Annotated in this window: 11 protein-coding genes; 5 read left to right on the forward strand and 6 right to left on the reverse strand. The window is 31.2% G+C overall.

Annotated elements, in window-relative coordinates; translation table 11 throughout:
• Nucleotides 1-96 precede the first annotated feature (96 nt).
• The 4 genes from ACKTTC_RS09850 to ACKTTC_RS09865 all read right to left on the reverse strand — a co-directional run bounded on the left by ACKTTC_RS09850 (nucleotide 97) and on the right by ACKTTC_RS09865 (nucleotide 2,267).
• The gene (locus ACKTTC_RS09850; protein WP_408039647.1) at nucleotides 97-669 is read right to left on the reverse strand and encodes a DUF4252 domain-containing protein; all 573 of its coding nucleotides are present in this window, start codon (nucleotides 667-669) and stop codon (nucleotides 97-99) included.
• Nucleotides 670-744: 75 nt separating this feature from the next.
• A complete protein-coding gene (locus tag ACKTTC_RS09855) occupies nucleotides 745-1,248 on the reverse strand; it encodes a DUF4252 domain-containing protein (protein WP_408039648.1) in 504 nt (167 codons plus the stop codon).
• 46 nt (nucleotides 1,249-1,294) lie between these two features.
• Complete coding sequence (locus ACKTTC_RS09860; RefSeq protein WP_408039649.1) at nucleotides 1,295-1,771, reverse strand: hypothetical protein; 477 nt, start codon at nucleotides 1,769-1,771, stop codon at nucleotides 1,295-1,297.
• Complete coding sequence (locus ACKTTC_RS09865; protein WP_408039650.1) at nucleotides 1,758-2,267, reverse strand: RNA polymerase sigma factor; 510 nt, start codon at nucleotides 2,265-2,267, stop codon at nucleotides 1,758-1,760. Before ACKTTC_RS09865 ends, ACKTTC_RS09860 begins: the two co-directional genes overlap by 14 nt.
• Nucleotides 2,268-2,430: 163 nt before the next feature.
• Here ACKTTC_RS09865 and ACKTTC_RS09870 point away from each other — a divergent pair, with 163 nt between their 5' ends.
• Entirely contained in the window at nucleotides 2,431-3,873 is a 1,443-nt protein-coding gene (locus ACKTTC_RS09870) for a S41 family peptidase (RefSeq protein ID WP_408039651.1), read from the forward strand.
• Nucleotides 3,874-3,903: 30 nt separating this feature from the next.
• Here ACKTTC_RS09870 and ACKTTC_RS09875 read toward each other — a convergent pair whose 3' ends face one another.
• Nucleotides 3,904-4,791, reverse strand: coding sequence for a DUF72 domain-containing protein (locus ACKTTC_RS09875; RefSeq protein WP_408039652.1), 888 nt, complete (start codon nucleotides 4,789-4,791; stop codon nucleotides 3,904-3,906).
• Between the two features lie 13 nt (nucleotides 4,792-4,804).
• Complete coding sequence (locus ACKTTC_RS09880; protein ID WP_408039653.1) at nucleotides 4,805-5,728, reverse strand: patatin-like phospholipase family protein; 924 nt, start codon at nucleotides 5,726-5,728, stop codon at nucleotides 4,805-4,807.
• 50 nt (nucleotides 5,729-5,778) lie between these two features.
• Here ACKTTC_RS09880 and ACKTTC_RS09885 point away from each other — a divergent pair, with 50 nt between their 5' ends.
• The 4 genes from ACKTTC_RS09885 to ACKTTC_RS09900 all read left to right on the forward strand — a co-directional run bounded on the left by ACKTTC_RS09885 (nucleotide 5,779) and on the right by ACKTTC_RS09900 (nucleotide 12,424).
• Complete coding sequence (locus ACKTTC_RS09885; RefSeq protein WP_408039654.1) at nucleotides 5,779-6,822, forward strand: WD40/YVTN/BNR-like repeat-containing protein; 1,044 nt, start codon at nucleotides 5,779-5,781, stop codon at nucleotides 6,820-6,822.
• A gap of 82 nt (nucleotides 6,823-6,904) precedes the next feature.
• Nucleotides 6,905-9,853 (forward strand): amidohydrolase family protein, encoded by a 2,949-nt coding sequence (locus ACKTTC_RS09890; protein ID WP_408039655.1) that lies wholly within the window; start codon nucleotides 6,905-6,907, stop codon nucleotides 9,851-9,853.
• 22 nt (nucleotides 9,854-9,875) lie between these two features.
• Nucleotides 9,876-11,171, forward strand: coding sequence for an amidohydrolase family protein (locus ACKTTC_RS09895; protein ID WP_408039656.1), 1,296 nt, complete (start codon nucleotides 9,876-9,878; stop codon nucleotides 11,169-11,171).
• A gap of 449 nt (nucleotides 11,172-11,620) precedes the next feature.
• Entirely contained in the window at nucleotides 11,621-12,424 is an 804-nt protein-coding gene (locus tag ACKTTC_RS09900) for a carbonic anhydrase (RefSeq protein ID WP_408039657.1), read from the forward strand.
• Nucleotides 12,425-12,452: the final 28 nt, after the last annotated feature.

The raw sequence follows: 12,452 nt of genomic DNA on the forward strand, positions 1-12,452 counted from the left end.
TTAAAACAGCATACTTGTTAATGCCTAGTTAAAACAAAAACCACAACTTATTTATCTAAGTTGTGGTTTTGTAATCTATCAATTTTAGATCAAATATTATTGTACTGGCTCTACTCTTAACTTTTCAGTTTCAAATTCTCCGCCAAACATATCTTTAATTTTCTCTAGGTTTGGCCCATTCTTTTCTAAGTTTGTTTTTTGAACCATACTCATTACTTTAGCTGGGTTCATATTCTCGCCTAAAACTCTAGCAACTCCAAAACCAAATTCCTTTACATAAAAAACTGCTACAATTTCATCGATTGCATCTGCCTCACCCGCATAATATATAGTACCTTTTCCTCTTTTATCGTTAATACGTATTAAAGATTTATAATCGGTATCTTTCATTATTGTTTTTAACCTTTTTCTTTCTACATTAATTTCTTCTTCAGTAGCTTTGTTCATTGGTAAAAAAGCAATGTTTACTTTTTTTACACTTTCAAATGTTCCTTTATCTTCTTCAGATGCATTTTCTAAAAATGAAGCAAGCATACTTGTAGAAAAATCTAATCGCGTATAGCTAGTGTTTTCTTGTGTTTCTATTAAATACCCCTGCAAGCTTTCTTTTTTACAAGAAATCATTGTTGAGATAACACATAGAACAATTAATAGATATAGTTTTTTCATCGTATACTTTATTTTAAATTAAATAGAAACATAGCCTATGTTTGTTAGGCTATGTTATTCTTCCTTTTACAAATCTTACTTGTTTTTAGATTTCTTTTTATAATCATTCGCGATTTCAGATAATTTATTTACATCTATTTCTCCTGTTAAAGAAATTACTGTAGATGATAATTTTTCTCCTTTATCTGAATTCTTTACATACATTAATACTTCGCTAACAATATCTTTATTCTTTGTAGACTTGATATAAATCTTTACTCTAGATCCTTTGTCTTTTACTCTCATTAATTGAGTAAGGTTAGCATTTTTAATGGCTCTATCAACCATTTTCTCCATATCTGCTGCAATACTCTCATTTTCTGTTGAAAACACCTTTAATTCTTCTAATCCTTTAGCTGCATTAAGTACTTCCATGTCTCCAGATGCTGCATCTGGGAATTTTTTTAGTAATTCAAATGCGTCTTTAGTTACTACAACTGTAGATACATCATCTAAATCTTCTAATTTGTCAAATATAGATTGACTAAATGCTAAACTTGATGTAAGAAATAAGGTTAATAATACAATTACTTTTTTCATGATACTTGAAATTTAAACTTGGTTTTACTTGATTTACGTTTTTTTATTAATAATTTACTTTGTCGATAACTGTTTTAACAGTTTCATCGTAAGTACCTAATTTTGCTACTGCTTCTGTTCCTTTATTTAAATTGTTAGAAACCGCATATAATGCATCGTTTCCTTTATTTAAATTCAATGAAACCATTTGAAGTGCTTCTTTTACTTGAGCAAAATATAGTTTCTGTTGGTATTTATCATATTCTATCTTACCTACATACGCACTTACTAACAAAGCTAAAGATGCTGCTACAGATAACCACTTAAAGTTCTTTTTACGCTTGTTCTCAGGTTTTAACTTAATGGTTTTTGTATAAATCTCGCTTTGACTTTCTTTAAAATACCCAAATAACATTGCATATTCTTCCAAATGAGATGCTACATTTCCTGATGTAAAATACATACGTAATGTTTGCTCTTCTTGTAAAGATGTTTCTGCTTCCAGATATTTTTCTAATAACTTTTCTATGTTAGCTAACTCCATAGTTATGTTGTTTAATTAATGCTTCTCTTATTGTTTTACGTGCTCTTGACAATGCTACTCTAACGGCCGTTGGTTTCATTCCTACCATTTCGCAAATTTCATCGAAATCATATTGCTCTATATCTCTTAGTTGAATAATCATTCGTTGTTGTTCTGGTAGGTTTTCAATGAGCTTGTGTACTTGGTTTACACTATCTTTATGTTCTATTTTCTTTTCTAAAGACGTATCTTTTTCTTTATAATTACTATGAACTAAAGTTAAGTTTCCTGCTTGTTTAGACTTTAATCTATCAAAACAATAGTTCTTAGTCATTGTCATTGCAAATGCTTCCACATTCTTATATTCAGACAATTTTTCTTTATTTCGCCATAACTTAAAATAAAGTTCTTGCGTGGCATCTTCTGCTTCTTGTGTAGATACTAGCAATCGTTTGGCTAAACGAAAAACCTTATCTTTAAATGGTAATACAACTTTTAAAAAGTCTGACTGTTTCATTGTTTGGTTACTTGATTTAAGTGTAAAAACTAATTCTAAATCGCTTTATTTTGTCATTTTTACACCCTTTCGACGACGTAGTAATTAATTTGTTACACAGAAAATAAAAAATAATACTAAGTTTTATATAAATTGCGTTAGTATTAGAGTAAACTTTAAAAATATGAAGAAATATTCCCCATATAAAATGTTGTTACTATTACTAGTATCAACTTTTTTTATCGGTTGTAGTAAAACGGAAGACATACCTCAAGATATTGAAATTAATGATTTTGTTTGGGGTGGGTTGAATGCTTATTATAAATGGCAAGGAGAAGTTCCTGATTTATCTGATAGAAGATTTTCTAATCGTGAACAATTAAATAGTTATTTAAGTGGATTTGCTACTCCAAACGATCTTTTTAATAGTCTTATATATCAACCAGGTGTAGTTGATCGATTTTCATGGATTGTAGATGATTATATAGCTCTTGAAAATTCATTTCAAGGTGTACGTTTAACTACAGGTATGAAATTACAAGCCGTTGCTTATGCAGACGGATCTGGAAATGCCTATGTTGTGGTTACTGAAGTACTAGCTGGATCTGATGCTGCTATTAAAGGAATTACCAGAGGTATGATTATTACAGAAGTAAATGGTATACAAATCACAGAAGCCAATGTGAATGATTTATTTGCTCCTGATAACCTAACAATAAGTATTGCCAATTTTAACGGTGGTAATCCAGTTGCAAATGGAACTACTTTTGATTTGGTTAAATCGCAAGTTGATGAAAATCCAGTAAAAATTGCTACAATTATAGATCGTAGTCCAAATCAAATTGGATATCTTTTATATACGCAATTCTCTAGTAATTATGATGCTGAATTAAACCAAGCTTTTGCTGATTTTAAAAGCGGTGGCGTTACTGACTTGATCTTAGACTTACGATATAATGGAGGAGGCTCTGTACAAACTGCTGTATATTTAGCAAGTATGATTACAGGACAATTTAACGGTGAGGTTTTCGCTAACAAAATCTGGAATGATAAAGTAATGAATGCTTTTAGTAGCGATAGTTTTATCGATCGATTTACAGATAGAATTGTAAAACAAGATGCCAATGGAAATACAACTTTAGATGAAGCAATCAATAGTTTGAATTTAAGTACGCTTTATGTTATTGTGAGTGAACGCACTGCTTCTGCATCTGAACTTATAATAAATAGCTTAAACCCATACATTGATGTAAAACTTGTAGGAACTACAACTGTTGGAAAACAAGTAGGTTCTATTACTTTATACGATTCTGATGATTATACACGTAACGGTCCTAACTTTAATGCAAATCACACATGGGCAATGCAACCTATCGTTTTAGAAATTGTTAATAAAGACGGACAAAACTCTCCTACTGGGTTTACTGCAGAAGTACCATTAGCTGAAGATTATTCTAATTTAGGTGTTTTAGGAGATCCTACAGAACCTTTATTAGCAAGAACAATCCAATATATTACTACCGGAGCAAGGGGAACAGCCAGTACTAGGAATCAAATACAAAATACTTTCTGGAATTCAGAAATGAGTAATTTAGATTACAATACAATGTATACTGAACTGAAGTAATATACTTCCTTCAGCTTTTGAAATATAAAATTAAAATAAAGTCTGTTGACTTTCTTGATTAGGGATTTTTAAGGAAATCCCTAATTTTTTGTTCAACTTCTCTATAAAATAAGCGGCTAATAATGGCGATTCTACTTCTAAGTTCTGGTGAACAAAAAAGTGAATATTACGTAAACCTAACGCTACCCATTCAGCCAACCTTTGTACCCAATCATCTAATCTAGCATAATCAGAAACATGATTTGCTCCCACATATCTAATAAAAGCTTCATTATTCGTTAAACGCATATGCATCATATCTCTCCTTCCTGCAGTATCTACTATTGTATTAGAAACATTATAATCTTCCAATAATTGAAAAAAATCTCTAGCTATTACTTCATCAGTAAACCAATCTGTATGCCTACATTCAACAGTTAAAGGAATTTCTTTAGGCCACCCTTTCACAAATTTTTCTAATCTATCAAAATTCTTAGGACTAAAATTAGCATGTAATTGTAAAAAGATCGTTCCTAATTTTTCTTCTAACTTAGTGGCTGCATCTAAATAATAATTCACTACATCTGCTACGCCTTCAAGTCGTTTCCAATGACTGATCTCTTGTGTTAGTTTAGGAAAAAACTTAAAACCTTCTGGTGTTTTATCTCGCCATTTTTCAAACTGTTCTGGAGAAAACAAACGATAAAAAGTTGCATTCAATTCAATAGAATTAAATTGGCTAGAATAATACACTAACTCATCTTTAATTCCTCTCGGATAAAAACCTTTTAAATCTGCTTTATTCCATTTTGCACAACCAACATATACAGATAGTTCTTGTTCTTTATCAAAACCAGACAATAACTTTATCGTATCTGGATGTGTTTCTGGGAATGTAAAATCAATTATTTCTGGATTTAGTACTTTACCAAACTTCATAATAGTATCTTTTTTATTTATCTAATAAATCTGGTCTAAAATCATTTACAATAGATAAGTCTTTCATCTTTGCATATTCATATCCTTGCTTCCACCATTGTCTCATGAGTTTTTTATCAAAAACCAAAGAATTTGTTGTAAGCACTGTTGGTGTATAATATAAATTGAGTTTTACATCTTGGTGCTTCGCTGATAATTTACCAATCGTAATATTGTGTTTCTCTACATGTTCTAACATAAACCCAAAAACGTCTAACATTAATGAAAATGGGTTTTTAGCCGGTATTCTATTAATCTGGTTTACCTCTGTTTCTAAAATAATTGCATCTACTTCTTTTGCCCCTCTATTAATTGCTTCCCGAATAGGTACTAAACACCCAAAACCTCCATCTGCATATTGACAAGAATTCTTTTCTAGTAAACTCATAAACGGAACATAATTACACGACCCCCAAATCCAATCACAAAAATCATCATAAGAAGATTCTAATATTGATTTATATTCTATTTGATTCGCAGTTAAGTTAGAAACCGTTACAATAACCTCTTTCTGCTGCTCTCGTATAATTTCATACATTTTTGGAGTAATATTTGCTCTAATCAGTTTTTTAAGATTTCTACTTTCTCCAAATGTTTTTCGACCGTTTAAAAAGTTCCAAAATGTATTTCTATGTCGAATAGAAACTACTTTAACACCATGTACTTTTTTAACTCTAAATGGATTATTACTAAAAATGCTACGCTGATTCACATTGGTATATAACATTTTTAATTCATCTACCATTCCAACTGCTAAATGAGAAACCATTAAACTTCCTGTAGACGTTCCTAAAAACAAATCATAATCTTTATCGTTTTCCTTCATGAGGTATTCTGCTACGCCACCAGCAAATGCCCCTTTACTACCTCCTCCAGAAATTACTAAAGCTTTCTTCATAAATATGAAATGTTTTTATCTATTTTTAGTTGCATAAAAATAGATAAAAAATGAAACGTTTCTCCATTATTATTTTCAGTAGTTTAATTTTTTTTTCTTGTAAAAAAGAATATAAACCTAGAAGTATTGATTCTGTAACAATTAAAGAATTTACAATTGATAGTACTAGTATAAGAGCTATTAAAGTTATAAACGAAAATACAGTATACTATGCAGGCTCTAATGGTAAAATAGGAACAACAACGAATGCGGGTGAAACTTGGGATATAGAAACAATTCATTTTCAAGATAGTATTACCCCAAACTTTAGAAGTATTGCAGAAAACAACGGCTATATTTATGCTTTATCTATAGCTAATCCCGCTCTATTATATAAAATTAAAGGGAAGCAGAATGAATTAGTCTATAAAGAAATCCATGAAAAAGTTTTCTATGATAGCATGCATTTTTTTGATAACAAAAAAGATGGTATTGCTGTAGGAGATCCAACTGAAGATTGTCCTTCAATTATTATTACCTCTGATGGTGGTGCCAATTGGGAAAAAATTCCTTGTTCACAACTCCCTAAATTAGTAGAAGGAGAAGCATTCTTTGCTGCGAGTAATACTAACATTAAAATTTTAGGAGATACTGTTTGGATTGCTACTGGCGGAACTAAAGCACGTGTTTTAAAATCTACAGATAAAGGAAAAACATGGAATACCTATAACACTCCTTTTATTCAAGGAGACGGACCACAAGGTATTTATTCCATCGATTTTTACGATCAAAATACAGGTATTGCAATCGGAGGAAATTATGCAAAACCAGAAGATAATTGTAAAAATAAAGCTGTTACAACAGATGGTGGTATTACATGGCAAATTGTAGCTGATAACGAAAATCCAGGTTACAAAAGTTGCATACAATACATTCCTAATACTTTTGGGAAAGAAGTAATTGCTGTAGGGAAAACGGGAATCTCTTTTTCTAATGATGGCGGTAACACTTGGAAAGAAATTTCTACAAAAGGTTTCTATACTATTCAATTTGTAAACGAGAACATTGCTTGGCTTGCTGGAAATAACAAAATCGCGAAAATGACGCTTCCATAAAATCTTAATTTTATGTTAAAGAAAAAGTGTTCTTAAATTAAATGAATACTTTTAGTTATCCATTAAACCAATCAAATACACAATGAAAAAAGTACTATTATTGCTACTCTTTTGTGTTTTCGTAGGGTACTCTCAAGATTACTTTCCTACAAACACAGGAGTAAAAACTTCTAAAAATACCACGATTGCATTTACAAATGCTACGGTATTTGTTACTCCTACTAACAGTATAAAAAAAGCAACACTTCTTGTAAAAGATGGTAAAGTGTTGAATGTTGGTAAACGAATTTCTATACCTAAAGAAGCTAAAATTGTAGACCTAAAAGGGAAATATATTTATCCTTCTTTTATAGATATTTATTCAAATTTTGGAATTGCTTTACCTAAAAGTGAACGAAATGGGAATCGAGGGCCACAATATGATGCAAACCGTAAAGGCTATTATTGGAATGATCATATTCGTCCAGAAACCGATCCATTACCTAAATTTAGCTTTGATGCTAAAAAAGCTAAAGAATTAATAAACCAAGGTTTCGGTGTTGTAAATACACATTTAGAAGATGGTATTATGCAAGGAAACGGAATACTTGTGGCTTTAAATACTAACGATTCTAATGCCTATCGTATTTTAGATACAGAAACTTCAAATCATCTTTCTTTTTCTAAAAGCAAAACATCTAGACAGTCCTACCCTACTTCTCGTATGGGTGCTATGGCTTTATTACGTCAATCTTATTTAGACGCAGATTGGTATGCTAAAGGGAATATGAAGAATTCAGATTTATCTTTAGAAGCTTTAAATCAAAATAAAGATTTACCTCAAATTTTTAATGCTGGTAATTACCTTGATGCTATTCGTGCTGACAAAGTTGGAGATGAGTTTGGTATCCAATATACTATTCTTGGTGGCGGAGATGAATTTGAAAGAATTAATGATATCAAAAAGACCAATGCTACTTTTATTATTCCTATCAACTTTAGAAAAGCTTATGATGTAAGTAATCAATTTTTAGCTGATGTTATTTCTTTAAGAGATATGCGAAAGTGGAATCAAGAACCTACAAATCCATCAGTATTGGATAAAAACGGAATTCCATTTGCTTTAACAACTTATAAATTAAAATCGGCAAAAAGCTTTGGTACTAATTTAAAAAAGGCAATTAAGCGCGGATTAAATAAAGAAACCGCACTAGCTGCATTGACTACAGTTCCTGCTAAAATTCTAAAGAATAATAAAATTGGAAACTTAAATACTGGTAGTTATGCCAATTTCTTAGTTACCTCTGGAGATATTTTTGCCCCTAAAACAACAATTTATGAAAACTGGGTACAAGGAAATAAAAATGTAATTAACGATCGTACGATTCGCGATCTTAATGGAAATTACTCAGTAGCTGTAAATGGAAAAACATACGATCTTACTATTTCTGGTAAAGGAACCAAGCAAAAAGGAGCAATAAAACTTGGTGATAAAAAACTAAAGTCTACGTTCTCTTTCAAAGACGATTGGGTACAATTAACGATTAATGATAATGGTGAGTTTATACGATTAGCTGGTAATATTATTAACGATTTAAATGGTATGGAAGGTACTGGTAAAGACGCTACTGGTAACGATATTACTTGGAATGCAGCTAAAATAGTTGCTAAAGGGCCTAATAAGAAAAAGTCAAAAAAAGATAATAAAGAGAAACCAGTTAATATATCTGTAACTTACCCTAACGTTGGTTTTGGAAACGCTTACAAACCAACTAAAGAAACCATTTTAATTAAAAATGCAACAGTTTGGACAAGTGAAAATGGTGAAATTCTAAACAATACAGATGTATTAGTGAAAGACGGTAAAATTGTACAAATAGGAAAGAATTTATCGGGTAGAAAAGCTACTGTTATAGATGGTACTGGAAAGTATTTAACTGCAGGAATTGTAGACGAACATTCACATATTGCAACTTCTGCAGTAAACGAAGCTGGGCATAACTCAACAGCCGAAGTTACTATTGAAGACGTTGTAGATCCAGATGATATTAATATTTATAGAAACATTGCTGGAGGAGTTACTACAATTCAAATATTACATGGTTCTGCAAACCCAATTGGTGGTCGTTCTGCTATTATTAAACTAAAATGGGGAGAAAATGCGGAAAATATGATCTATAAAGACTCTCCTAAGTTTATAAAATTTGCACTAGGAGAAAATGTGAAACAATCTAATTGGGGAGATCGTCAAACAATTCGTTTCCCACAAACTCGTATGGGAGTTGAACAAGTATTTATAGATTATTTTCAACGTGCAAAAGAATACGATGCTAAAAAGAAAAGTGGAAAACCTTATAGAAAAGATGTAGAACTAGAAGCTATTGCTGAAATCATTAATAAAGAACGTTTCATTTCTTGTCACTCATATGTGCAATCTGAAATCAATATGTTGATGAAAGTAGCTGAAATGTTCAATTTTAATGTAAATACCTTTACACATATTTTAGAAGGATACAAGGTAGCTGATAAAATGAAAAAACACGGTGTTGGTGGATCTACTTTTGCTGATTGGTGGGCATATAAATATGAAGTAAATGATGCTATTCCTTATAATGCGGCTATAATGCATAATCAAGGAGTTACTGTGGCAATCAACTCAGATGATGCTGAAATGTCTAGAAGATTAAATCAAGAAGCGGCTAAAACAGTAAAATATGGTGGATTAAGCGAGCAAGAAGCATGGGCAACAGTAACTATCAATCCAGCAAAATTATTACACTTAGACGATAGAACTGGAAGTATAAAAGTAGGAAAGGATGCAGATCTTGTTTTATGGAGTGACAATCCATTATCTGTATATGCTAAGCCAGAAAAAACGATTATTGACGGCGCTATTTACTTTGACATCGAAAAAGACCTTGAAAAACGTAAAGCTATAAGAGCAGAGCGTGCGAAGCTTACTGCAATGATGTTAAAAGAGAAAATTGGAGGAGCACCTACACAAACTCCTTCTAAAAAACATAAAACATTATTCCACTGTGATACTGAATAATAGCAACAATAAACGAATGAACATGAAAACACAAATAATAACAATATTGCTAAGTTTCTTATTCATTGGAAGCCTTAGTGCACAACAAACTCCTGCCCCAAAACAAACGAAAGATTATTCTATTGTTGGCGCTACAGTACATATTGGAAATGGTACTGTTGTAGAAAATGGATTGGTTGTATTTTCTAACGGAAAAATTACGTATGCTGGAAAAGCAAATCCTTCAGCACAAAAAGGAGAAATTATTAATGCAACAGGAAAACATGTTTATCCTGGATTTATTGCTGCCGATTCTTCTTTAGGTTTGGCAGAAATAGACGCTGTACGTGCTACGAGAGATTTTGATGAAGTAGGTGGATTTTTGCCACATATTCGTACTATTATAGCCTACAATGCAGAAAGTAGAGTTATAGAAACAATGCGACCTAATGGTGTATTTATTGCCCAAGTTACTCCCAGAGGTGGAACTATTTCTGGAACTTCTTCTGTAGTTCAATTAGATGCTTGGAATTGGGAAGATGCTGTTTTAAAATTAGATGACGGTTTGCATATTAACTGGCCTTCTAATTTTTCTAGAGGCCGTTGGTGGTTAGGAGAAGATCCAGCTTTAAAGCCGAACAAAAATTACAGTAAGTCTGTACAAAATATCAAAACATATTTTGAAGATGCTAAAAAATATTTGTCAGGAAATAGGACTCCTAAGAATATTCCTTTTGAAGCTTTACAAGGAACAGTTAATGGAAAACAAAAAGTTTTTATCCATATTTCTGGTGAAAAAGCAATTGTAGATGCTATTAAAACGTTTAACGAATTAGAGGTAAAAAACTTAGTATTAGTTCGTGCCCATGGCGCTATTAAAGTTGCTGATTTAATTAAGAAAAATAATATTCCAATAATCATTAATAGAGCACATAGATTACCTAACAGTGAAGATGAAGATTACGATTTACCATATCGTACAGCAAAATTATTAACTGACAAAGGAATTTTGGTTGGTTTAGGTATGGAAGGTCAAATGGAACGTATGAATACTAGAAACTTACCATTTTATGCAGGAACTTTTGCTGCTTATGGATTAGGTAAGGAAGAAGCTTTACAATTAATTACTTCAAATAATGCTAAGATTTTAGGAATTGATGATAAAGTTGGAACATTAGAAGCAGGAAAAGACGCTACACTATTTATCTCTAAAGGAGATGCATTAGACATGCGTACAAATATTATTTCTGATGCTTTTATTCAAGGCCGAAAAATTAGCTTAGAAACACACCAAACAAAGTTGTGGAAACGATACGCTAATAAATATAAAAATCAGTAAGATTTTAATTATAAAAATACAAAAAAGCCTGATGAAGTTTTCATCAGGCTTTTTTAGTAATATCTCCTATTAGCTATAAAAACCAATCACTTAACAAAGTAATTCTCAAATATCAGCTATATAATTTAAATAAAATTCAAAAATACAGCACTCTAAATAATAATACTATAAAACTTTACTTTAAGAGCTTTTCTATACTTAAAATTTATTATATTTAACTAACAGTGAATTCGATCTAATTTTTCAAGAGACTCATATAAATTGAGAGTGTTATTACAAAAAATACACTTTATGCTGTTTCTTTAGCAATCCATTTTATAAAGTTAAGATTACTTCAGCCTTTCTTTCAGGCTTCATAATCCGCAAAATAATAATTTATTAACTCTTTTATAAGTCACTTGCATCGAATTCAATTTAATTAGTAACCAACCCCTTATTCCCCCATAAAAATGAAACCAAATATTTTTATCAAACAGTTACCTCTAATTTTAATTTTACCATTTCTATTCACTAGTTGTAATTCAGATGCTAATAATGATCCTTCAGAAACTGATTGTATTGAAGATTTTAACTATGATGATACAACAAAAGAAGGTCCTTCTAACTGGTATAACTTCTGTGTCGCCGAAGGTGAAAACCAATGTGGAAGTACCGTAAGACAAACACCTGTTGATATTGTTGGAACAATTGATGACCCAATGCTTACAGATTTAAACTTCAATTATGAAGCTTCTACAACAGACATTATAAACAATGGACATACTATTCAATTTAATTATAATGGTTCTGCTACTTTAAACTTACAAGGCGATGCTTATAATTTACTTCAATTTCATTTTCATACACAAAGTGAACATACAGTAGACAGTAAGCAATATCCTCTTGAAGTACATTTAGTACATCAAAATGCTTCTAAAGACTTAGCTGTTGTAGGTGTTTTTTTTGAACTCGGTAGTGAAAACTCTTTTTTAAATCAGTTTATAACTCATTTACCGACTAATAAAGATGATTCATATCTAGATATGAATATGAATTACAATGCTTCAGATTTATTTCCTACAAACAAAAGTTATTATACCTATGAAGGTTCATTAACCACGCCTCCTTGTTCTGAAATAGTGGAATGGTTTGTTATGGAAACTCCATTAAAAGCTTCTCAAGCACAATTAGATGCATTGGCTGATATTATGCATGACAATTTTAGACCCATACAGCCTTTAAATGGAAGAACGATTAGCCGATACGTTCAATAGGAATAAATTATCTTTTTCAATACCCAAT

The organism is Tenacibaculum amylolyticum (genome assembly GCF_964511145.1).
Classification (GTDB): domain Bacteria; phylum Bacteroidota; class Bacteroidia; order Flavobacteriales; family Flavobacteriaceae; genus Polaribacter; species Polaribacter amylolyticum.